Source organism: Streptomyces sp. KR55 (assembly GCF_052245645.1).
GTDB classification, from domain to species: Bacteria; Actinomycetota; Actinomycetes; order Streptomycetales; family Streptomycetaceae; genus Streptomyces; species Streptomyces flavusporus.
The window spans coordinates 1-20,171 of the sequence record NZ_JBQQCE010000029.1 but is presented as its reverse complement, the minus strand read 5'-3'; the positions used below and the strand labels follow the sequence as shown (position 1 = coordinate 20,171).

The window sequence follows — 20,171 nt, the reverse complement described above, 5'->3', positions numbered from 1 at the left end:
CATGGACCACCGACTCTCCCCCGAGCTGGAAGAACTCCGCCGTACCGTCGAGGAGTTCGCACACGATGTGGTCGCCCCCAAGATCGGCGACTACTACGAGCGGCACGAGTTCCCGTACGGGATCGTCCGCGAGATGGCCCGCATGGGCCTGTTCGGGCTGCCGTTCCCGGAGGAGTACGGCGGCATGGGCGGCGACTACCTCGCCCTGGGCGTCGCGCTGGAGGAACTGGCCCGCGTCGACTCGTCGGTGGCCATCACCCTGGAGGCGGGCGTCTCGCTGGGCGCGATGCCGATCTTCCGTTACGGCACCGAGGAGCAGAAGCGGCAGTGGCTCCCCCGCCTGTGCACGGGCGAGATCCTGGGCGCCTTCGGCCTGACGGAACCCGACGGCGGCTCGGATGCGGGCGCGACCCGTACGACGGCCCGGCTGGACGAGTCGACGAACGAGTGGGTGATCAACGGCACCAAGTGCTTCATCACCAACTCGGGTACGGACATCACGGGTCTGGTGACGGTGACGGCCGTGACGGGCCGGGGCGCCGACGGCAGGCCACAGATCTCGGCGATCATCGTCCCGTCCGGCACCCCTGGCTTCACGGTCGCGGCCCCGTACTCGAAGGTCGGCTGGAACGCCTCGGACACCCGGGAGCTGTCCTTCTCCGACGTCCGGGTGCCCGCGGCGAACCTGCTGGGCGAACCGGGCCGCGGCTATGCCCAGTTCCTGCGCATCCTCGACGAGGGCCGGATCGCCATCGCGGCCCTCGCCACCGGCCTGGCGCAGGGCTGTGTGGACGAGTCGGTGACCTACGCGAAGGAACGTCACGCCTTCGGCCGCCCGATCGGCGCCAATCAGGCCATCCAGTTCAAGATCGCCGACATGGAGATGAAGGCCCACACGGCCCGCCTGGCCTGGCGCGACGCGGCGTCCCGCCTGGTGTCCGGCGAACCCTTCAAGAAGGAGGCGGCCCTGGCGAAGCTCTACTCGTCGACGATCGCGGTGGACAACGCCCGCGACGCCACCCAGATCCACGGCGGCTACGGCTTCATGAACGAGTACCCGGTGGCCCGTATGTGGCGCGACTCCAAGATCCTGGAGATCGGGGAGGGGACGAGCGAGGTGCAGCGGATGCTGATTGCGAGGGAGTTGGGGCTGGCCGGCTGAGAGACAAGGCGTCCATGACCCAGACGAGGCCCAACGACCTTTGATTGCACCGGAGTTGGGCCTCATTCCGGGAAGCTGTGCAGCCTGTGAAGGACTCACAGGTTTCGATTGCCAGGGGCCCACCCCTGGACAGGTGATGAGGTTAGGCTAACCTACCTTCGAATTGTCCGGCAGGTGATCCACCCCGTTCGAAAGCAGCGTAGCCATGTCCAACGCCAGAGCCACCCACCTCACCCGCCGCGGCATCCTCGCCGCGGGCGGCGCCCTCGGCCTCGGTGCCGTGCTCGCAGCCTGCGGGGACGACGACGCGAAAAGCGGTGGCTCGGGCGAGGAGGCGGCGGCCGCCAAGTCCGGCCCCTGGTCCTTCAAGGACGACCGCGGTACGACCGTGAAGCTCGACTCGGTGCCTACCAAGATCGTCGCCTTCACCGGTGTCGCCGCCGCCCTCTACGACTACGGCATCGAGATCAAGGGCGTCTTCGGCCCGACCAAGACGATGGACGGCAAGGCCGACGTCCAGGCCGGCGACATGGACGTCAGCAAGCTGACGATCTTCGGCAACAAGTTCGACCAGTTCAACGTCGAGCAGTACGCGGCCTTCCAGCCCGAGGTGCTCATCACCACCACGTTCGACGACGCCGGCACGCTCTGGTATGTGCCCGAGGCCTCCAAGGACAAGATCGCCAAGCTCGCCCCGAGCGTGGCCATCTCGGTGTACGACCGCCAGATGCCCGAGCCGCTGCAGCGCATGGCCGAGCTGGCCGAGTCGCTGGGCGCCGACATGAAGGCGACGAAGGTCGTCGAGGCGAAGAAGCGGTTCGAGGCCGCCGCCGAGCGGCTGCGCAAGGCCGCCAAGGCCCGGCCGGAGATCAAGGTGCTGGCCGGTTCCGCCGCGCAGGACGTCTTCTACGTCTCCGGCTCGAACTACTCCATCGACCTGGAGTACTTCAAGGCCCTCGGCGTGAACCTGGTGGAGCCCTCGGAGGAGGCGAAGAAGGCCACCGGCGGTTGGTTCGAGACCCTGAGCTGGGAGAACGCCAACAAGTACCCGGCCGACGTCATCATCATGGACGACCGCGCCTCGACCATCCAGCCCGCCGACATCACCGAGGGCACCTGGAAGGCGCTGCCCGCGGTCAAGGCCGGCCAGGTCATCTCCCGGTCCCCCGAGCCGATCCTGTCCTACGACAAGTGCACTCCGCTGCTGACGAGTCTCGCCGAGGCGATCGAGAAGGCGAAGAAGGTTAGCTGAGAGGGGCTTGCGGTTGCGGGGGAAGTGCGGGCCGGTTGTGGCTGGTCGCGCAGTTCCCCGCGCCCCTGAGGGCGTTGCCCAACCGTCCCTCGGAAAAATTCCCTGACGACAACTCAGGAGCCCTGATGTCGACCGCCGTAGTCGCCCCGTTCCGTTTCTTTTCCCTGCAGGTCGTACGGACGAGGCGGCTCGGGCCGTCTCTCGTCCGGGTCACCTTTGCGGGGACCGACCTGAGGGACTTCCACTCCGACGGGTGTGATCAGTCCCTGTCGCTGTTCCTGCCGCACCCGGGGCAGAGCGAGCCGCAGGTGCCCATCGAGCTCGGTGATCACTGGTGGCAGGGCTGGCGCGCGCTGCCCGATGACGTACGGGCGGTGATGCGTTCGTACACGCTTCGGGCGCTGCGCCGCGACCCCGATGAGATCGACATCGATTTCGTGCTCCACGGTGTCGAAGCCGGCGCCGCCGTGCCCGCCGGTCCCGCCTCCCGGTGGGCCGCGCGGGCCGCCGCCGGTGACCGCGTCCTGCTGCTCGGCCCGGCGATCGCGGACAACCGGGCGATCCGGTTCCGGCCGCCGGAGGACACCGACCTGGTGGTGATCTGGGGTGACGAGACCGCCGTACCGGCCGCCGCCGCCATCCTCGAGTCGCTGTCGGCCGGCACCCGCGCCCGGGTCTGGCTGGAGGTGCACCATGCCGAGGACATCCAGGACCTGGTGACCGAGGCCGACGCCGAGGTCACCTGGCTCGTCCAGGACGAGTCGCGCGGCGAGGGGTCCCCCATGGCCCTCACCGCGCTCAGGGCCGCCCGACTCCCGCCCGCCGAGCACCCGTACGTGTGGATCGCGGGCGAGTCGTCCTGCGTGAAGCAGTTGCGTCGGCACTTCGTCGGCGAACGCGGCATCGACCGCCGCAGGGTCACGTTCGTGGGCTACTGGCGGCAGGGGCTGACCGAGGAGCAGTTGCGCGAGCGGGGCGAGTAACTGCTGCTCCGCAGGCCGCCGTTCAGAGTGATCGCGATCACGGGTGGGGCTGCGCTTCGCCAGCATTACTTAGGTTAGGCTAACCTAAGTTCATCCCGCGGGCTCCGCCCCTCACCCGTCCCGCACGGACCGTCCCCACCGGAGGACCCCCACATGCGCTCGCACCTGCTCAATGACACGACCGCGGAGCAGTACCGCCGCTCCGTGACCGAGGGAGTCGAGCGGGTGGCGGCCAAACTCGCCACCACCACCCGTCCGTTCACCGGCGTCACGGTCGACGCCCTCTCTCCCCGTATCGAGCAGATCGACCTCGACAAGCCGCTGCACGACACCGCCGCGGTCCTGGACGAACTGGAGGACGTCTACCTCCGGGACGCGATCTACTTCCACCACCCCCGCTATCTGGCCCACCTCAACTGCCCGGTCGTCATCCCGGCCGTGCTCGGCGAGGCGATCCTCTCCGCCGTCAACTCCTCCCTCGACACCTGGGACCAGTCGGCCGGCGGCACCCTCATCGAACGCAGGCTCATCGACTGGACCGCCGAGCGCATCGGCCTCGGCCCGGCCGCCGACGGTGTGTTCACCTCCGGTGGCACCCAGTCCAACCTCCAGGCGCTGCTGCTTGCCCGTGAGGAGGCCAAGACCGACTCCTTCGCCGAACTGCGCATCTTCGCCTCCGAGGTGAGCCACTTCAGCGTCAAGAAGTCGGCGAAACTGCTCGGCCTGAGCCAGGACTCCGTGGTCTCCATCCCCGTCGACCACGACAAGCGCATGCAGACGGTCGCGCTCGCCCATGAGCTGGAGCGCTGCAAGAGGGACGGTCTCGTCCCCATGGCGGTCGTCGCCACCGCCGGCACCACCGACTTCGGCTCCATCGACCCGCTTCCGGAGATCGCCGAGCTGTGCGCCCAGTACGGCACCTGGATGCACGTCGACGCCGCCTACGGCTGCGGACTGCTCACCTCGCTCACGCGCCGCGCCCTCCTCGACGGCATCGAGCGCGCGGACTCGGTCACCGTGGACTACCACAAGTCCTTCTTCCAGCCGGTGAGTTCGTCGGCGGTCCTGGTCCGCGACGCGGCCACGCTGCGCCACGCCACCTACCACGCGGAGTACCTCAACCCGCGCCGTATGGTGCAGGAACGTATTCCCAACCAGGTCGACAAGTCCCTCCAGACCACCCGCCGCTTCGACGCCCTCAAGCTGTGGATGACGCTGCGCGTGATGGGCGCCGACGGCATCGGGCAGCTCTTCGACGAGGTCTGCGACCTGGCGGAGGAGGGCTGGAGGCTGCTCGCCGCCGACCCGCGCTACGACGTCGTCGTCGAGCCGACCCTGTCCACCCTGGTCTTCCGCTACATCCCGGCGGCCGTCACCGACCCCGCCGAGATCGACCGCGCCAACCTCTACGCCCGCAAGGCCCTGTTCGCCTCCGGCGAGGCCATCGTCGCGGGCACCAAGGTGAACGGCCGTCACTACCTGAAGTTCACCCTGCTCAACCCCGAGACGAAGGCGTCCGACATCGCCGCCGTCCTCGATCTGATCGCCGGCCATGCCGAGCAGTACCTGGGAGAATCCCTTGACCGCGCTTCCTGACACCACGAACAAGACCTACGACTTCGTGGGGATCGGGCTCGGCCCGTTCAACCTCGGCCTCGCCTGCCTCACCGAGCCCATAGCCGAACTCGACGGGGTGTTCCTGGAGTCGAAGCCCGACTTCGAGTGGCACGCCGGCATGTTCCTCGACGGCGCCCATCTCCAGACGCCGTTCATGTCGGACCTGGTCACCCTGGCCGACCCGACATCCCCGTACTCCTTCCTCAACTACCTGAAGGAGCAGGGCCGGCTGTACTCGTTCTACATCCGCGAGAACTTCTACCCGCTGCGTGTCGAGTACGACGACTACTGCCGCTGGGCCGCGAACAGAGCGAGCAGCATCCGCTTCAACACGACGGTCACCGAGGTGACGTACGAGGACGACCTGTATGTCGTGAAGACGCAGACCGGCGACGTGTACCGCGCCCGCCACCTGGTCCTCGGCACCGGCACCTCGCCGTACATCCCCGAGGCCTGCCGTGACCTGGGCGGCGACTTCCTCCACAACTCCCGCTACATGCAGCACAAGGCGGAGTTGCAGCAGAAGGAGTCGATCACGCTGGTCGGCAGCGGCCAGTCCGCTGCCGAGATCTACTACGACCTGCTCAGCGAGATCGACGTCCACGGCTACCAGCTGAACTGGGTGACGCGCTCCCCGCGCTTCTTCCCCCTCGAGTACACCAAGCTCACGCTGGAGATGACCTCCCCGGAGTACATCGACTACTACCACGCGCTGCCGGAGAAGACCCGCTACCGCCTCACGGCCGAGCAGAAGGGCCTGTTCAAGGGCATCGACGGCGACCTGATCAACGAGATCTTCGACCTGCTCTACCAGAAGAACCTCGGCGGCCCGGTCCCGACGCGGCTGCTCACCAACTCGTCCCTGAACAGCGCGTCGTACGACAACGGCACGTACACCCTGGGCTTCCGTCAGGAGGAGCAGGAGCGGGACTTCGAGATCACCTCGCAGGGCCTGGTCCTCGCCACCGGCTACAAGTACATCGAGCCGGAGTTCCTGGCACCGATCCGCGACTGGCTCGTCTACGACTCCCAGGGCAACTTCGACGTCGCCCGCAACTACGCCGTCGATGTCACCGGCAGAGGCGTCTTCCTCCAGAACGCCGGCGTCCACACCCACAGCATCACGTCCCCCGACCTGGGCATGGGCGCGTACCGCAACAGCTACATCATCCGCGAGCTGCTCGGCTCGGAGTACTACCCGGTCGAGAAGACCATCGCGTTCCAGGAGTTCGCCGTATGACCTTCACTTTCCGCCCCCTCGACCCGCTGAAGGACGCGGAGCTCCTGCACGCCTGGGTCACGCACCCCAAGGCGGCCTTCTGGATGATGCAGGGCGCCAGGCTGGAGGACGTCGAGCGCGAGTACATGCGGATCGCGGCCGACGAGCACCACCATGCGCTGCTCGGGCTGCTCGACGGCGAACCCGCCTTCCTCATGGAGAAGTACGACCCCGCCCACCGCGAACTGGTCGGCCTCTACGAGCCCCGGCCCGGCGACGTCGGCATGCACTTCCTGGTGCCGCCGACGGACACACCGGTCCACGGGTTCACCCGGGCCGTCATCACCGCCGTGATGGCGCACCTCTTCGAGGACCCGGCGGTGGAACGCGTCGTCGTCGAGCCGGACGTTTCCAACAAGGCCGTGCACGCCCTGAACGAGGCCGTCGGCTTCGTGGCCGAGCGCGAGATCCAGAAGCCGGAGAAGAAGGCGTTGCTGAGCTTCTGCACCCGTGAGCAGTTCTTGGCGGCGACGGGGGTGGCCGCATGAGCCTCGCCGACGCCGTGGCCCACCTCTCCCCCGAGCGCTGGGAGCAGGCCAACCGCCTGCTGATCCGCAAGGCCCTCGCCGAGTTCGCGCACGAGCGGCTGATCACCCCCGAGCAGGACGGCGACGAGTACGTCGTCCGCAGCGACGACGGGCTGACGCGGTACCGCTTCACCGCCACCCGCCGCGCCCTCGACCACTGGCAGGTCGACGCCGGCTCCATCAGCCGCCATCGGGACGGCAGCGAACTCCCGCTCGCTGCACTGGACTTCTTCATCGAGCTGAAGCGGGCGCTCGGTCTGAGCGACGAGATCCTGCCCGTCTACCTGGAGGAGATCTCCTCCACGCTCTCCGGTACCTGCTACAAGCTCACCAAGCCGCAGGTCCCGGTCGCCGAGCTCACGAAAAGCGGCTTCCAGGACATCGAGACCGGCATGACCGAGGGCCACCCCTGCTTCGTCGCCAACAACGGGCGGCTCGGCTTCGGGATCCACGAGTACCTGTCGTACGCCCCGGAGACCGCGAGCCCGGTCCGGCTGGTGTGGCTGGCCGCGCACCGGTCGCGGGCGGCGTTCACGGCGGGCGTCGGGATCGAGTACGAGTCCTTTCTGCGGGACGAGCTGGGCGATGTGACGCTGAACCGTTTCCGCGACACACTCTCGGACCAGGGCCTCGACCCTGCCGACTATCTCCTCATCCCCGTCCATCCCTGGCAGTGGTGGAACAAGCTCACCGTCACCTTCGCCGCCGAGGTGGCGCGCGGATACCTGGTGTGCCTCGGTGAGGGCGACGACGAGTACCTGGCCCAGCAGTCCATCCGCACCTTCTTCAACCGGTCCCACCCCGAGAAGCACTACGTGAAGACGGCCCTGTCCGTCCTCAACATGGGCTTCATGCGCGGACTGTCCGCCGCCTACATGGAGGCCACCCCGGCGATCAACGACTGGCTCGCCCAGCTCATCGAGGGCGACCCGGTGCTGAAGTCGACGGGCCTGTCGATCATCCGCGAGCGGGCGGCGGTCGGCTACCGGCACCTGGAGTACGAGAAGGCGACGGACCGCTACTCGCCGTACCGCAAAATGCTGGCCGCGCTGTGGCGGGAGAGCCCGGTGCCGTCGCTCCAGGAGGGCGAGTCCCTCGCCACCATGGCCTCTCTGCTCCACCTGGACCACGAGGGCGCCTCCTTCGCGGGCGCGCTGATCGAGCAGTCGGGGCTGGCGCCGAAGGAGTGGCTGCGCCGCTACCTGCGGGCGTACTTCACCCCGCTGCTGCACAGCTTCTACGCCTACGACCTGGTCTTCATGCCGCACGGCGAGAACGTCATCCTCGTGCTGAAGGACGGCGTCGTCCAGCGCGCGATCTACAAGGACATCGCCGAGGAGATCGCGGTCATGGACCCGGACGCGGTACTGCCGCCGACGGTGGAGCGACTGCGCGTGGACGTCCCCGAGGACAAGAAACTCCTGTCCATCTTCACGGACGTCTTCGACTGCTTCTTCCGCTTCCTCGCCGCGAACCTCGCCACCGAGGGAATCCTCGAGGAGGACGACTTCTGGGGCACGGTCGCCGACGTCACCCGTGAGTACCAGGCGTCGATGCCCGAACTCGCCGACAAGTTCCGGCAGTACGACATGTTCGCCCCCGAGTTCGCGCTGTCCTGCCTCAACCGGCTCCAGCTGCGCAACAACAAGCAGATGGTGGACCTCGCGGACCCGTCCGGCGCACTCCAGCTGGTCGGCAACCTGAAGAACCCCATCGCAGGGCGCTGAGCCCCTCAGACGGACGGGCACCCCGGAGTACGGTCCTCCGGGGTGCCCGTCAGCGTTCCTGAGCTCCGAACAGGTGTGGACCACTCTCTCGCGAGCCGGGTGGAACAATCCCCCTCATGGTGGAAATCATCCAGAAGGACGGCACATGGGTCTTCGACGGCGACGCCCTGCGGCTGACCCCGGGACGGGACAAGAACGTCGGTCTGCTGCGCAAGGCGCTGGGTGAACTCGTCGTACCCCTGGGGGCGTTGGCAGGCATATCCTTCGAACACGGCCGTAAGACGGGACGGCTCCGGCTCCGGCTGCGGGACGGCGCCGACCCGCTGCTGCACGCGACCGGCGGCCGGCTGACCGAGCCCCACGACCCGTACCAGCTGATCGTCGACTCCGACCGCTACGGCGTCGCCGAGTACGTCGTGGACGAGGTGCGCAACGCCCTTCTGCTGGACCAGGTGCCCTCCGACCCGGTCTCCGAGTACCTGCTGCCGGGCCCGGCGGTCCCGCTGTCGGCCGCCGCCGGCGACGGCACCGCGAGCTTCGACGGCGAGCAGGTGCGCCTGGAGTGGAACTGGAAGACGGAGGACGCCAAGTCGGCCGCCGGCACGCGTGTCCTGGCGGTCACCGACATCGCGGCCGTGGAGTGGCATCCGGCGGCCGGCCTGGAGAACGGCTACCTCCGCTTCACCGTGAAGAACGCCCCCACCAAGGCCCCGCCGAAGTACGACCCCAACTCCGTGGAGCTGTGGGGCTTCAAGAAGGACCCGCTGATGGCCCTGGTCGCGGCGGCCGTACAGGCCCGCCTCCCGCATCCGGCGGCGGCCGCCGCGGACGCCCCCGCGCCGGATGCGGCACCTCCCGCGCAGGCCGCCCCCGCGACCGAGGACGACCATGACGCGCTGCTGCGCCGCCTGCGCGAGCTGGGCGAGCTGCACCGTTCGGGCGTGCTCACCGACGAGGAGTTCACGCTGGCCAAGCAGGCGGTCCTGAAACGGATGCAGTGAGGGTCACACACGGGTCACACACAGCTCCTGCCCGGAAACGGGCAGGATTCTTGCGAAACCGTCTCCCGTACTCCAGGATCTACCGGGTGCACGACGAACTCGTTGATCATCTGACGCGGTCCACGCCCCTCAGCCGGGGCGAGGCGCTGCGCGTGATCCAGGACGTGCTCGCCTACTTCGACGAGACGACCGAGGAATACGTCCGTCGCCGCCACCGCGAGCTCCAGACGCAGGGCCTGGTGAACGCGACGATCTTCGAACGGATCGAGGCGGACCTGAAATATCGCGCGGTGGCGCCGCCCGAGCTCACGCTCAGGCAGCTCCGGCGCATCGTCTACGGCTGAGGAATACGTATACATATGTGCGGAATCGTCGGATACATCGGGAAGCGTGACGTCGCCCCCCTTCTCCTGGAAGGCCTGCAGCGCCTGGAGTACCGCGGCTACGACTCGGCGGGCATCGTCGTCACGTCCCCGAAGGCGGCCGGCCTGAAGATGGTCAAGGCCAAGGGCCGGGTCCGGGACCTGGAGGCCAAGGTGCCGGCCCGCTTCAAGGGCACCACCGGCATCGCCCACACCCGCTGGGCCACCCACGGCGCCCCCTCCGACGTCAACGCCCACCCGCACCTCGACGCCGAGAACAAGGTCGCCGTCGTCCACAACGGCATCATCGACAACGCCTCCGACCTGCGCCGCAAGCTGGAGGCGGACGGCGTCGAGTTCCTCTCCGAGACCGACACCGAGGTCCTCGTCCACCTCATCGCCCGCTCCCAGGCGGAGAAGCTGGAGGACAAGGTCCGCGAGACCCTCCGGCTCATCGAGGGCACGTACGGCATCGCCGTCCTGCACGCCGACTTCCCCGACCGGATCGTCGTCGCCCGCAACGGCTCCCCGGTCGTCCTCGGCATCGGCGAGAAGGAGATGTTCGTCGCCTCGGACATCGCCGCGCTGGTCACCCACACCCGCCAGATAGTGACCCTCGACGACGGCGAGATGGCCACCCTCAAGGCCGACGACTTCCGCACGTACACCACCGAGGGCACCCGCACCACCGCCGAGCCGACCACCGTCGAGTGGGAGGCCGCCTCGTACGACATGGGCGGCCACGACACCTACATGCACAAGGAGATCCACGAGCAGGCCGACGCCGTGGACCGCGTCCTGCGCGGCCGCATCGACGACCGCTTCTCCACCGTGCACCTCGGCGGCCTGAACCTGGACGCCCGCGAGGCGCGCCGGATCCGCCGCGTGAAGATCCTCGGCTGCGGCACCTCGTACCACGCGGGCATGATCGGCGCCCAGATGATCGAGGAGCTGGCCCGCATCCCCGCCGACGCCGAGCCGGCCTCGGAGTTCCGCTACCGCAACGCGGTCGTCGACCCCGACACCCTCTACATCGCCGTCTCGCAGTCCGGTGAGACGTACGACGTCCTGGCGGCCGTCCAGGAGCTGAAGCGCAAGGGCGCGAGGGTGCTGGGCATCGTGAACGTGGTCGGCTCCGCGATCGCCCGTGAGGCCGACGGCGGCATCTACGTGCACGCGGGCCCGGAGGTCTGCGTGGTGTCGACCAAGTGCTTCACGAACACCACGGTCGCCTTCGCCCTCCTCGCCCTCCACCTCGGCCGCACCCGCGACCTGTCCGTCCGGGACGGCAAGCGGATCATCGAGGGCCTGCGCAAGCTGCCGGGGCAGATCGCCGAGATCATGAAGCAGGAGGAGGAGATCGAGAAGCTGGCCAAGCAGTACGCCGACGCCCGCTCGATGCTCTTCATCGGCCGCGTGCGTGGCTACCCCGTGGCCCGCGAGGCCTCCCTGAAGCTCAAGGAGGTCTCCTACATCCACGCCGAGGCCTACCCCGCCTCGGAGCTGAAGCACGGCCCGCTCGCCCTCATCGAGCCCGCCCTCCCGACGGTCGCGATCGTCCCCGACGACGACCTGCTGGAGAAGAACCGCGCCGCGATGGAGGAGATCAAGGCCCGCAGCGGCAAGATCCTCGCGGTGGCCCACCAGGAACAGGAGAAGGCCGACCAGACGATCGTCGTCCCGAAGAACGAGGACGAACTGGACCCGATCCTCATGGGCATCCCCCTCCAACTCCTGGCATACCACACGGCATTGGCCCTCGGCAGGGACATCGACAAGCCGAGGAACCTCGCCAAGTCGGTAACGGTCGAGTAGTTGCCCTAAGGGGCGCGGGGAACTGCGCGACCAGCCCCCACTCACCCGCACAGGCCAAACAAACAAGGACGGACCCCCACGTGTTGCCACCAGACACGGGGGGTCCGTTCTATGCGCCGAGGAGCCGCCCAACTCCCCAGCCAGCGCAGCTAACCGGTTGCCGTCACCCCCCGGCCGGCCGCGCGCCGCGGAAGAGCCGTCGGCCAGTGCGCAAGCGCCGCAGTCGCGGCGTACCAGGCCACCGCCCCCGCCGCCACGGCGAACCAGCCACCGACCTTGGCGAGACCGTCGTTCTCCGCGAACATCGCAATCGCGAGGAGCAGCAGGGAGACGAAGAACAGCCCGTACGCGGCCTGTCCGAGCTGGTCCCCACCCGCGAGGGTGAGAGACAGCGCCACAAGAGCGAACAGCAGCAGGAACAACCCCGCGGCATTGTCGGAGACATCGGGGGATACGGCCCACGTGAACCACAGCGCACCGAGCGCCGAGAACGCCGTACCACCGACGGAGTCCCGCTCACGGAAGGCCATCAGCCCGGCGACGAAGAGGGCAATGCCGCCCACATACTGGGCGATTGATACGGCGTCAGCAGCCGACACACCGTCGATCACGCCGGTGTGGCCAAGCCCGAAGGCCAACAGGGTGATCCCCAGGGCGAGTCGGCCGACCACGGTAGTGATTCCGCTTCCCGCAGAGACGTCGTTGTCCACGGCGGGCTCCCTTCATGCGTGTGCAGTTGTGCGGTGACCGGTATATGCCCTTCACAAAGGCACAAACACATCTACGCGCGAGTAGATTTGTCCAGCACACAAAGGGGGTTCGCCGTGCCCACCGGGCATCTCGCCTGGGCCAAAAGCGAGTTACGGAATCACAACGACGGGCCGCTTGGCCCGCTTGGCGAGCCGCCCGGCGACCGAGCCGAAAATGCGCCCGACGATGCCGTGCGTGGAGCCGACGACGATCGCGTCCGCCTCGTACTCCCGCCCGACCTCCTCGAGTTCGTGACAGATGTCACCGCCGCGCTCGACCAGGATCCAGGGCACCTCGGCGAGGTAGTCCGCGCAGGCGAGTTCCAGCCCCAGGACCTCGGTCCGGTGGTCGGGAACGTCCACGAAGACGGGTGGCTCGCAGCCGGCCCACACGGTGGTGGGCAGCCGGTTGGCCACATGGACGATGATCAGGCCCGCACGGGAGCGCTGGGCCATGCCGATCGCGTACGCGAGGGCGCGCTCACTGGAGGTCGAGCCGTCGAAGCCGACGACGACGCCGTGCTTGAAGGCGGGGTCGCACGAATGGCGTGACTCTTCCGCCGCCAGGGGATCGGCCGCCGTCGGGTCGGCGACCGGCCGCTTGCGGTCCGCGGGTTCGAAGAATTCGTGACCGGCCATGGCTGTCTCGGCGTTGTGATCCTTTATGGGAGGGACGACAGTGTGCGGCGGAGCTGTGTCCGGGAATCATCTTCCCAACCCCATACCCTCAAGGGTACGGCGGCACGCCTCCTTAGCCCAGATCCCGCGCACGTCCGCGGCGGGTTCCCCGGAGCATGCACGAGGGGGCGCCCGTAACGCAATGGTTGCTGCCCCGTACAGGCGGTTTGCACAGCGTTCAATTACATGAGGGTGCGGCTTCCGCCCGGCGACGACCCGGATCAGGCCCCGCCCGGAGCCGGGAGTGACCGACCGGTCGAACAGGCGTTGAACCCCGTGACCATCGCCACAGGGAGCCCGATGTCCGCACCCCCCACGCCCCCCGAGGCGCACCCCGGGACCCCGCCCGGCCCGGACCCGGTGACCGACCTGATCCGCTGGGCCGCCTTCAGCTGCGTCCTCGTCCCGGTGGTCCTGCTCTGGTACGGCACCTCCCTGGCCGGCACCGCCGGCACCGCCCTCGGTCTCGCAGCCGTCACCGCCGTCTGCCGGCTCCTGCTGCGCCGCTCGGAGCGCGGCGCCCGGTTGCTCGCCGAGGAGGGCGCGCCCCAGCGGGGCCGGCATCACCGGACCGGACCGGGGGCGCACCGGGGCGGACGCCGGTCAGGCGGAAATACTCCGGCCGGTTGACCGGTTTCCGCGCACGCGCCCGTATCTTTTCAGCCAACTTCTCAAGGGTGTGCATCACCGGCCCCAAGCACCCCCCAACCCCCGTTCGACCTGCACGGAAAGGGTCTCGGGGGGCTCGCGCACCCTACGTGGATTGGCCACTGCTACAAGGCGCACTTCCCTGCACGGCCCGGGAGTGCAACGCTTCGTGATCGAATGCTTTACGCCAAGTTGCCAAGTCGACAATGTGCCGGGTGATGAACTGGCCACGCCGGCACGGCGGAACACAGTAGATTCGATCTTGACTGTCTACGGCGGGGGACTCGTGCAGGACCAAGGGGAAACGTGCAGGAGCGACACAACCGAGGAGCCGCGACCACCAAGGGGGGCTTAGCAGTATGAGCCACGACTCCACCGCCGCGCCCGATGCCGCAGTCCGGAAACTCTCCGGGCGACGCCGCAAGGAGATCGTCGCGGTGCTGCTGTTCAGCGGCGGCCCCATCTTCGAGAGTTCCATACCGCTGTCGGTGTTCGGGATCGACCGCCAGGACGCCGGCGTGCCGCGCTACCGACTGCTGGTGTGCGGCGGCGAGGAAGGCCCACTGCGGACCACAGGGGGCCTGGAACTCAGCGCACCGCATGGCCTGGAGGCGATCGCCCGGGCGGGCACGGTGGTCGTGCCGGCCTGGCGTTCGATCACTTCACCGCCACCGGAGGAGGCGCTCGACGCGCTGCGCCGGGCGCACGAGGAGGGCGCCCGCATCGTGGGTCTGTGCACCGGCGCGTTCGTGCTGGCCGCCGCCGGCCTGCTGGACGGCCGCCCGGCCACGACCCACTGGATGTACGCACCGACCCTGGCCAAGCGCTACCCGTCGGTGCACGTCGACCCGCGTGAGCTGTTCGTCGACGACGGAGACGTACTGACCTCCGCGGGCACCGCGGCGGGGATCGACCTGTGTCTGCACATCGTGCGGACGGACCACGGCAACGAGGCGGCCGGCGCGCTGGCCCGGCGTCTGGTGGTCCCCCCGCGCCGGAGCGGCGGTCAGGAGCGCTACCTCGATCGGTCTTTACCAGAGGAAATCGGCGCCGACCCACTCGCCGAGGTCGTCGCCTGGGCGCTGGAACACCTCCACGAGCAGTTCGACGTGGAGACGCTGGCCGCGCGTGCCTACATGAGCCGGCGCACCTTCGACCGCCGGTTCCGCTCACTGACGGGCAGCGCGCCGCTGCAGTGGCTGATCACCCAGCGAGTGCTGCAGGCGCAGCGCCTGCTGGAGACGTCGGACTACTCGGTGGACGAGGTGGCGGGCCGCTGCGGCTTCCGCTCGCCGGTCGCCCTGCGCGGCCACTTCCGCCGCCAGCTGGGCTCGTCCCCGGCCGCGTACCGGGCGGCGTACCGCGCCCGGCGCCCGCAGTCCGACCGCCCGTCGGACAGCGAGGGCCCGACCAGCCCGCCCCCACCAATGACCGGACCGCCGGCTCAGGCGGGCCCTCCGGCCGCGCCCCTGCACCCGGAGGCCCCGGTCCCGCTCCAGACCCGCCGCACGGCCGCGAGCACGGTCGGTTCATCGGCGCCCCTGTCGCCCGACCACGCCCGGGACGCATACGCCCGGGCAAGCCTGCCGGGACAGCGCAGCGGGACGTGATCACGTAAAACGGGGTCCACGGGGCAGCAACGCCCTGTGGACCCCGCCACACTTTTCGGCGCAGGCCGACAGAAATCAACAGGTGCCGCATTCGAAGACGAGGCCGTCCGGGCCGAAAGCGGGGGCCTGGCGGCCGCAGCCCCCGGCGAGACCGGCACCGACGCGGGGACCTCATAAACGGACGTCGGCTTTAGGGTGGTCGCATGAACGATCGCATGGTGTGGATCGACTGCGAGATGACCGGCCTCTCGCTGTCCGACGACGCGCTCATCGAGGTGGCCGCCCTCGTCACCGACTCCGAGCTGAACGTACTCGGCGACGGTGTCGACATCGTCATCCGTCCGCCGGACTCCGCGCTGGAGACGATGCCGGAAGTGGTACGTCAGATGCACACCGCGTCCGGCCTGCTCGCCGAGCTGCCGAACGGCACGACGCTGGCGGACGCCGAGGAGCAGGTCCTGGCGTATGTACGCGAACACGTCAAGGAGCCCGGCAAGGCCCCGCTGTGCGGCAACTCCGTCGGCACGGACCGCGGCTTCCTGCTGCGCGACATGCCGACCCTGGAGAACTACCTCCACTACCGGATCGTCGACGTGTCCAGCATCAAGGAGCTGGCCCGGCGCTGGTACCCGAGGGCGTATTTCAACAGCCCGGAGAAGAACGGCAACCACCGCGCCCTTGCCGACATCCGCGAATCCATCGCGGAACTGCGCTACTACCGCGAGGCCATCTTCGTACCGCAGCCCGGCCCGGACTCGGACACCGCCAGAGCGATCGCCGCGAAGCACGTCCTGCCCGCGCAGTAGGCGCCGACGGGGCCCACGGAGGGGGCCCCGGAAAGCCGGGCGCGAGCACCCCTGCGGACCCTGTACACTTTTTCTCGGCCGGTCGGGGAAACCACTGCGAGAACCGCCGGTCATGGTGGGTGTAGCTCAGCTGGTAGAGCACCTGGTTGTGGTCCAGGATGCCGCGGGTTCGAGTCCCGTCACTCACCCTTGAGGACCGAGGGCTGATCCCTGAAAAGGGGTCAGCCCTCGGTCGTTCCCCGGCCCGATTCCGGATCCGGCAGGATCTTCCTCAGTTCCGCCTCGATCTCCGGCCGCGTCCGCCCCACTTCCTTCGCATACTCGGAGACGGTGGCGCCGAGGTCGCGGTCGAGATCGCGCCAGGCGCGCCACGCCGTCTCGTACGTCTCGGTCTGGACCTCGGTCCAGCCTCCCTTCTGGGTCGGCGGACCGTAGGCGTCCCGAAGCTCCAGGACCTTCGCGTGCGCCTCGTCCGCGGCGCGTTGCATCTCCACAAGTTCTTCGAAGGTATGTGCCACGCACGGATCTTAAGCACGACCCCCGGGGGCGCGCGCTCCGACCGGCCGTCCGCGCGCCCGGGCCTGACTCACCCGGCGCACGCCCGGCCGCTACGACGACGTCCGCTCCACCAGCTCCGTGGCCAGCACCACCTGCCGCCGCTCCAGCCCCCGGGACACTGCGGGCCGCCGGTCCGCGATCTCGGCCAGCAACAGGTCGATCATCCTGCGGCCCATCTCCTCTATGGGCTGGCGGACGCTGGTCAGCGGCGGTTCCATATGGCGGGCGATGGCGGAGTCGTCGTAGCCGACGAGGGCGACGTCCTCGGGGATACGGCGGCCCGCCTCGCGCAGGACCTGGCGGGCGCCGGCCGCCGTGACGTCCGAGGCGGCGAAGACCGCGTCCAGGTCGGGGCAGCGGGCCAGCAGCTCGGTCATCGCGCGCCGGCCGCCCTCCTCGGTGAAGTCACCCGGCTCGATCAGGTCCTCGTCCACCGCGTGGCCCGCGTCATGCAGCGCCTCGCGGTAGCCGTCGATACGCCGCTGGGCGCCGTACACGTCCAGGCGGCCGGTGATGTGGGCTATGCGGCGGCGGCCCCGGTCCAGCAGGTGCTCGACGGCCGAGCGGGCGCCGCCGTAGTTGTCCGAGTCGACGGAGGTCAGCGTCTCCTGCGCCGATCTCGGGCCGCTGATCACCGCCGGGATCTCCAGCTGGGCCAGCAGATCCGGCAGGGGGTCGTCGGCGTGCACCGAGACCAGCAGGACGCCGTCCACCCGGTGCGCCGCCAGATACTGGGCGAGCCGCTGCCGCTCCCGGTCGCTGCCGGCGAAGATCAGCAGCAGCTGCATCTCCGTGTCGGACAGCTCGGCGCCGACACCCTTCAGCATGTCCGAGAAGTACGGTTCCGCGAAGAACCGGGTCTCCGGCTCGGGGACGACGAGGGCGATCGCGTCCGTGCGGTTGGCGGCCAGGGCGCGGGCGGCCGTGTTCGGGACGTAACCGAGCTCGGCGACCGCCGCCTCCACGGCGGCGCGGGTCGCGTCGCTGACCCGGGGCGAGCCGTTGATCACCCGGGAGACCGTGCCGCGGCCCACACCGGCACGCGCGGCGACCTCCTCCAGGGTCGGCCGGCCACCGCTCCGGCTCCGCACCATGGGCTCCGCCTTTCGCCGCCGTTTGTCAAGCTGACCTGGAATGTAACAGCTCCGTCTGTTGCGGTGACCGCCCCTGGGGGCTGCCGCCCCCGGACCCCCGCTTCGGCCTGAACGGCCTCCAGTTAACAGCCCGATAACTGAACGCATCTCGCCCTGTCCGCTCCCTTGACACCCCCGCTGGAACCGACGACTCTTCAACACATCACTTGTGGGAGCGCTCCCACGGTACCTGACACATACACATCCCGCACGTTCCCCGCCCGAGCCGCAGCGAGAACTAACGGGCCCAACAATGCAGTTGGCCGGGGGGTCGGCACGTCAGGGCAACAGGAGGACGCAATGCGAGCACGTACCCGAACCGCCCGTCGCAGGGTGGTGGTCCTCGCGGCCGTCGCGTCGCTGGGCGCCGGGCTGCTGGCCGGCTGTGCCGACGACGGAAACGACGAGGGAGGCTCGTCGTCGGAGGGCGGCGGCGGCAAGACCAAGATCACCCTCGGGCTCTTCGGCACCGCCGGCTTCGAGGAGTCTGGCCTGTACAAGGAGTACGAGAAGCTCCACCCGGACATCGACATCCAGCAGACCGTCGTGGAGCGGAACGAGAACTACTACCCGGCGCTGATCAACCACCTCACCACCAACAGCGGCCTCCAGGACATCCAGATGGTCGAGGTCGGCAACATCGCCGAGATCGTCGAGACCCAGTCGGACAAGCTGCTCGACCTGTCGAAGTACGGCAAGAAGAGCGACTACCTCGAGTGGAAGTGGCAGCAGGCCACCACCAAGGACGGCCAGACCATCGGTGTCGGCACCGACATCGGCCCGATGGCCATCTGCTACCGCACGGACCTGTTCAAGGCGGCCGGTCTGCCCACCGACCGTGAGGAAGTCGGCAAGCTGTGGGCCGGCAGCTGGGACAAGTTCGTCGACGTCGGCAAGCAGTACCAGGACAAGGCGCCCAAGGGCACCACCTTCCTGGACTCCCCCGGCGGACTGATCCAGGCGATCCTCAGCGGTGAGAAGGACCGGTTCTACGACTCCTCCGGCAAGGTCATCTACAAGACGAACCCGGCCGTGAAGGACGCCTTCGACCTCACCGCGCAGGCCGCCGAGGACGGACTGATCGGCAACCAGACGCAGTTCCAGCCGGCCTGGGACACGACGATCGCCAACAGCAAGTTCGCCGCGATGTCCTGCCCGCCGTGGATGCTCGGCTACATCAAGGGCAAGTCGAAGCCCGAGTCGGCCGGCAAGTGGGAGATCGCCCAGGCGCCGAAGTCCGGCAACTGGGGCGGCTCCTTCCTGACCGTGCCCAAGTCCGGCAAGAACACCGAGGAGGCGGCGAAGCTGGCCGCCTGGCTGACCGCGCCCGAGCAGCAGGCCAAGCTGTTCGGCGTACAGGGCAGCTTCCCGAGCACCCCGGCCGCGTACGACTCGACCGAGGTGAAGAGCGCGAAGAACGACATGACCGGTGACGCGCCGATCGGCACGATCTTCGCCCAGGCCGCCGAGAACATCCCGGTCCAGACGATCGGCCCGAAGGACCAGATCATCCAGCAGGGCCTGACCGACAACGGCGTCATCCTGGTGACCCAGGGCAAGTCTCCCGAGGAAGCCTGGAACAACGCCGTCAAGACCATCGACAACAACCTGGACCAGTGACCCGTATGACCACTGGGCACGAAACCGCTGCCGCGCCCCCCGCCGAGGGGGGCGCGGCCCCGGCCCGCCCGCCCGCGGGGCCCCCGGCCGACGAACGCCGCCGAGCCCGGCTGTCCCGCCGCTGGCAGCGGGACGTGCGCTGGAGCCCGTACGCCTTCGTCTCGCCGTTCTTCCTGCTGTTCCTCGCGTTCGGCCTGTTCCCGCTGATCTACACCGGCTGGGCCTCGCTGCACGCGGTGGAGCTGACCGCGCCCACCGACATGAGCTGGGTGGGGCTGCGCAACTACACGCGCATCTTCGACGACGACTTCTTCTGGAACGCGGCGAAGAACACGCTGACCATCGGGATCATCTCGACGGTCCCGCAGCTGCTGATGGCGATGGGCCTCGCGCACATCCTCAACTACAAGCTGCGCGCCTCGACCTTCTACCGGGTCGCGATGCTCGCCCCGTACGCGACGTCGATCGCCGCCGCATCGCTCGTCTTCGTCCTGCTGTTCGGCCGTGACTACGGCATGATCAACTGGGCGCTGAACCTCGTCGGCATCGACAACATCGACTGGCAGAACGACAAGTGGGCCTCGCAGGTCGCGGTCTCCACGATCGTCATCTGGCGCTGGACCGGCTACAACGCGCTGCTCTAC

General features: G+C 68.7%; 19 protein-coding genes and 1 tRNA gene. 16 read left to right on the top strand and 4 right to left on the bottom strand.

Going from position 1 to position 20,171, the window contains the following annotated elements; translation table 11 throughout:
• Position 1 precedes the first annotated feature (1 nt).
• From ACTWQJ_RS06785 to glmS, 10 genes are all read left to right on the top strand, one after another.
• Positions 2 to 1,162, top strand: coding sequence for an acyl-CoA dehydrogenase family protein (locus ACTWQJ_RS06785; protein ID WP_409471968.1), 1,161 nt, complete (start codon positions 2 to 4; stop codon positions 1,160 to 1,162).
• Positions 1,163 to 1,367: 205 nt separating this feature from the next.
• Complete coding sequence (locus ACTWQJ_RS06780) at positions 1,368 to 2,414, top strand: ABC transporter substrate-binding protein (RefSeq protein ID WP_443305707.1); 1,047 nt, start codon at positions 1,368 to 1,370, stop codon at positions 2,412 to 2,414.
• 125 nt (positions 2,415 to 2,539) lie between these two features.
• Positions 2,540 to 3,397 carry a siderophore-interacting protein gene (locus ACTWQJ_RS06775; protein WP_443305706.1) on the top strand — a complete coding sequence of 286 codons (858 nt, stop codon included), beginning with the start codon at positions 2,540 to 2,542 and terminating at the stop codon, positions 3,395 to 3,397.
• A gap of 153 nt (positions 3,398 to 3,550) precedes the next feature.
• Positions 3,551 to 4,993, top strand: a complete 1,443-nt coding sequence (gene desA / locus ACTWQJ_RS06770) for a lysine decarboxylase DesA (RefSeq protein ID WP_443305705.1) — start codon at positions 3,551 to 3,553, stop codon at positions 4,991 to 4,993.
• Positions 4,950 to 6,254: a lysine N(6)-hydroxylase/L-ornithine N(5)-oxygenase family protein gene (locus ACTWQJ_RS06765; RefSeq protein WP_443305704.1), complete on the top strand. Its 1,305-nt coding sequence runs from the start codon at positions 4,950 to 4,952 to the stop codon at positions 6,252 to 6,254. Before desA ends, ACTWQJ_RS06765 begins: the two co-directional genes overlap by 44 nt.
• On the top strand, positions 6,251 to 6,781 hold the full coding sequence (locus ACTWQJ_RS06760; RefSeq protein WP_443305703.1) for a GNAT family N-acetyltransferase: 531 nt from the start codon (positions 6,251 to 6,253) through the stop codon (positions 6,779 to 6,781). Before ACTWQJ_RS06765 ends, ACTWQJ_RS06760 begins: the two co-directional genes overlap by 4 nt.
• Complete coding sequence (locus tag ACTWQJ_RS06755; RefSeq protein ID WP_443305702.1) at positions 6,778 to 8,547, top strand: IucA/IucC family protein; 1,770 nt, start codon at positions 6,778 to 6,780, stop codon at positions 8,545 to 8,547. Before ACTWQJ_RS06760 ends, ACTWQJ_RS06755 begins: the two co-directional genes overlap by 4 nt.
• Before the next feature lie 116 nt (positions 8,548 to 8,663).
• Positions 8,664 to 9,548, top strand: a complete 885-nt coding sequence (locus ACTWQJ_RS06750) for a DUF4429 domain-containing protein (protein ID WP_443305701.1) — start codon at positions 8,664 to 8,666, stop codon at positions 9,546 to 9,548.
• Between the two features lie 86 nt (positions 9,549 to 9,634).
• Positions 9,635 to 9,892, top strand: a complete 258-nt coding sequence (locus ACTWQJ_RS06745) for a hypothetical protein (RefSeq protein WP_224737308.1) — start codon at positions 9,635 to 9,637, stop codon at positions 9,890 to 9,892.
• 15 nt (positions 9,893 to 9,907) lie between these two features.
• Entirely contained in the window at positions 9,908 to 11,725 is a 1,818-nt protein-coding gene (gene glmS / locus ACTWQJ_RS06740) for a glutamine--fructose-6-phosphate transaminase (isomerizing) (RefSeq protein WP_443305700.1), read from the top strand.
• 149 nt (positions 11,726 to 11,874) lie between these two features.
• Here glmS and ACTWQJ_RS06735 read toward each other — a convergent pair whose 3' ends face one another.
• Complete coding sequence (locus ACTWQJ_RS06735; protein ID WP_443305699.1) at positions 11,875 to 12,435, bottom strand: GPR1/FUN34/YaaH family transporter; 561 nt, start codon at positions 12,433 to 12,435, stop codon at positions 11,875 to 11,877.
• 150 nt (positions 12,436 to 12,585) lie between these two features.
• Positions 12,586 to 13,113, bottom strand: a complete 528-nt coding sequence (locus ACTWQJ_RS06730; protein WP_385510170.1) for a universal stress protein — start codon at positions 13,111 to 13,113, stop codon at positions 12,586 to 12,588.
• A gap of 339 nt (positions 13,114 to 13,452) precedes the next feature.
• Here ACTWQJ_RS06730 and ACTWQJ_RS06725 point away from each other — a divergent pair, with 339 nt between their 5' ends.
• From ACTWQJ_RS06725 to ACTWQJ_RS06710, 4 genes are all read left to right on the top strand, one after another.
• The gene (locus tag ACTWQJ_RS06725; RefSeq protein ID WP_443305698.1) at positions 13,453 to 13,782 is read left to right on the top strand and encodes a hypothetical protein; all 330 of its coding nucleotides are present in this window, start codon (positions 13,453 to 13,455) and stop codon (positions 13,780 to 13,782) included.
• Between the two features lie 377 nt (positions 13,783 to 14,159).
• Positions 14,160 to 15,410 carry a helix-turn-helix domain-containing protein gene (locus ACTWQJ_RS06720; protein WP_443305697.1) on the top strand — a complete coding sequence of 417 codons (1,251 nt, stop codon included), beginning with the start codon at positions 14,160 to 14,162 and terminating at the stop codon, positions 15,408 to 15,410.
• A gap of 203 nt (positions 15,411 to 15,613) precedes the next feature.
• Positions 15,614 to 16,216: an oligoribonuclease gene (orn, locus tag ACTWQJ_RS06715; protein WP_443305696.1), complete on the top strand. Its 603-nt coding sequence runs from the start codon at positions 15,614 to 15,616 to the stop codon at positions 16,214 to 16,216.
• 115 nt (positions 16,217 to 16,331) lie between these two features.
• A tRNA-His gene (locus ACTWQJ_RS06710) sits at positions 16,332 to 16,404 on the top strand.
• 33 nt (positions 16,405 to 16,437) lie between these two features.
• Here ACTWQJ_RS06710 and ACTWQJ_RS06705 read toward each other — a convergent pair.
• Both ACTWQJ_RS06705 and ACTWQJ_RS06700 read right to left on the bottom strand, forming a co-directional pair.
• Complete coding sequence (locus ACTWQJ_RS06705; RefSeq protein WP_443305695.1) at positions 16,438 to 16,734, bottom strand: hypothetical protein; 297 nt, start codon at positions 16,732 to 16,734, stop codon at positions 16,438 to 16,440.
• A 90-nt stretch (positions 16,735 to 16,824) separates the two neighbouring features.
• Positions 16,825 to 17,868: a LacI family DNA-binding transcriptional regulator gene (locus ACTWQJ_RS06700; RefSeq protein WP_443305694.1), complete on the bottom strand. Its 1,044-nt coding sequence runs from the start codon at positions 17,866 to 17,868 to the stop codon at positions 16,825 to 16,827.
• Positions 17,869 to 18,207: 339 nt separating this feature from the next.
• On the opposite strand from ACTWQJ_RS06700, the gene ACTWQJ_RS06695 reads away from it, so the two are divergent.
• On the top strand, positions 18,208 to 19,527 hold the full coding sequence (locus ACTWQJ_RS06695) for an ABC transporter substrate-binding protein (protein ID WP_443305693.1): 1,320 nt from the start codon (positions 18,208 to 18,210) through the stop codon (positions 19,525 to 19,527).
• A gap of 5 nt (positions 19,528 to 19,532) precedes the next feature.
• Positions 19,533 to 20,171: carbohydrate ABC transporter permease (locus ACTWQJ_RS06690; RefSeq protein ID WP_443305692.1), on the top strand; the 639-nt coding region annotated here is incomplete at its 3' end.

Excerpts from the sequence above, each read along its gene's own strand:
- ACTWQJ_RS06765 (WP_443305704.1), top strand. The coding sequence starts at position 4,950 with ATGCCGAGCAGTACCTGGGAGAATCCCTTGACCGCGCTTCCTGACACC.
- ACTWQJ_RS06760 (WP_443305703.1), top strand. The coding sequence starts at position 6,251 with ATGACCTTCACTTTCCGCCCCCTCGACCCGCTGAAGGACGCGGAGCTC.
- ACTWQJ_RS06780 (WP_443305707.1), top strand. The coding sequence starts at position 1,368 with ATGTCCAACGCCAGAGCCACCCACCTCACCCGCCGCGGCATCCTCGCC.
- ACTWQJ_RS06755 (WP_443305702.1), top strand. The coding sequence starts at position 6,778 with ATGAGCCTCGCCGACGCCGTGGCCCACCTCTCCCCCGAGCGCTGGGAG.
- ACTWQJ_RS06750 (WP_443305701.1), top strand. The coding sequence starts at position 8,664 with ATGGTGGAAATCATCCAGAAGGACGGCACATGGGTCTTCGACGGCGAC.
- ACTWQJ_RS06720 (WP_443305697.1), top strand. The coding sequence starts at position 14,160 with ATGAGCCACGACTCCACCGCCGCGCCCGATGCCGCAGTCCGGAAACTC.
- ACTWQJ_RS06730 (WP_385510170.1), bottom strand. The coding sequence starts at position 13,113 with ATGGCCGGTCACGAATTCTTCGAACCCGCGGACCGCAAGCGGCCGGTC.
- desA (WP_443305705.1), top strand. The coding sequence starts at position 3,551 with ATGCGCTCGCACCTGCTCAATGACACGACCGCGGAGCAGTACCGCCGC.
- ACTWQJ_RS06700 (WP_443305694.1), bottom strand. The coding sequence starts at position 17,868 with ATGGTGCGGAGCCGGAGCGGTGGCCGGCCGACCCTGGAGGAGGTCGCC.
- ACTWQJ_RS06725 (WP_443305698.1), top strand. The coding sequence starts at position 13,453 with ATGTCCGCACCCCCCACGCCCCCCGAGGCGCACCCCGGGACCCCGCCC.
- ACTWQJ_RS06695 (WP_443305693.1), top strand. The coding sequence starts at position 18,208 with ATGCGAGCACGTACCCGAACCGCCCGTCGCAGGGTGGTGGTCCTCGCG.
- orn (WP_443305696.1), top strand. The coding sequence starts at position 15,614 with ATGAACGATCGCATGGTGTGGATCGACTGCGAGATGACCGGCCTCTCG.
- glmS (WP_443305700.1), top strand. The coding sequence starts at position 9,908 with ATGTGCGGAATCGTCGGATACATCGGGAAGCGTGACGTCGCCCCCCTT.
- ACTWQJ_RS06775 (WP_443305706.1), top strand. The coding sequence starts at position 2,540 with ATGTCGACCGCCGTAGTCGCCCCGTTCCGTTTCTTTTCCCTGCAGGTC.
- ACTWQJ_RS06785 (WP_409471968.1), top strand. The coding sequence starts at position 2 with ATGGACCACCGACTCTCCCCCGAGCTGGAAGAACTCCGCCGTACCGTC.